The organism is Chengkuizengella marina (genome assembly GCF_009910845.1).
GTDB lineage: Bacteria > Bacillota > Bacilli > Paenibacillales > KCTC-33759 > Chengkuizengella > Chengkuizengella marina.
In genome coordinates this window covers 1-1,010 of record NZ_SIJB01000076.1, presented here as the reverse complement: position 1 = coordinate 1,010, position 1,010 = coordinate 1, and the positions used below count along the sequence as shown (strand labels likewise).

3 protein-coding genes are annotated in these 1,010 nt (G+C 36.8%); all 3 read left to right on the top strand.

From position 1 onward, the window contains the following. Nucleotides 1-655, top strand: a 655-nt coding sequence (locus tag ERL59_RS20430; RefSeq protein WP_210767458.1) for a hypothetical protein, incomplete at its 5' end; no start/stop codon positions are given. Next, on the top strand, nt 655-774 hold the full coding sequence (locus ERL59_RS21365; RefSeq protein ID WP_268894531.1) for a CD1375 family protein: 120 nt from the start codon (nt 655-657) through the stop codon (nt 772-774). The genes ERL59_RS20430 and ERL59_RS21365, both read left to right, overlap by 1 nt. Nucleotides 775-814: 40 nt before the next feature. After that, nucleotides 815-952: a CD1375 family protein gene (locus ERL59_RS20425; protein WP_235929983.1), complete on the top strand. Its 138-nt coding sequence runs from the start codon at nt 815-817 to the stop codon at nt 950-952. Nucleotides 953-1,010 lie beyond the last annotated feature (58 nt).

Here is a 1,010-nt window from a genome sequence, read left to right as displayed (position 1 = left end):
AGAAGTTACAGAAAGTTCTGTGATGATAACCGTTCCAAAACAAGTACCTATATTAAATGAGGATGGCTCACATAAACAATATGAACCTACTATCAGAGGGGAAACAACAGAGGTTACAGATGAACCAGTGATAGAAAAGGTCTGGGATGAAGAAAACGAAGTTTATAACGATGTTCACAAAGTCGATGAAGGTGGAAACTTCTTATATTGGGGGCAAGTAGGGACAGGTCAAATGCAAGATTGCTACACCGTAGAACAGGTTGAGATACAAAAGGAAGATGTAGACGGAAATCCATTGTATTTCAAGGAAGTCACTGAAACGGTGATTGCCTATGAAGATCAGGAGCCACTAGAAATCATAGAAGATGATGAACGATGGACAGAACAACTTGAGTCAGCTCTTGAAGATATTGAGCAGATCAAAACGGTTAAGTTTGAGGATAAACCTTCTTTATTTACTTATGATGACATCATCCATGCACCAAAAGTTCCTAAATCAGAGGTTGAAATATTACAAGAGGATAACCTCATGATCATGGAAGCTGCTGCTGAAATTTACGAGGAAAACATATTATTAAAATCCGATTTGTTAGACACAATGGATGCTTTAGCAACAGTATATGAGCAAGTCTTAGCGTTAGGGGGTGGGGGATAATGTGGATTGATATTTATCTTAAACTAGTAAAAGAAGGGCGTAGAACCATTAATGATGTACCAGAACATTTAAGAGCAGAAGTACAAACTAAATTGGATGAAGATAACAATGCTGATTAATATAGTCTTATTCATACTTCGTATGAGAGGGGGTGTAAACATGGTTGATATTTATGTGGCTCTCATTATATACGGACGTAGAACTTTTGAACAAGTCCCATCGATTTTACAATCAAAAGTAGAAGAAGAACTTACAGCATTATCTTTAAATACGGATGGAACACCAGTTCAAGAATAACGCCAACTAGGCGTATTTTTTATGTCTTTTGGTAGATATAAGTGAGTGACTTGTTGAG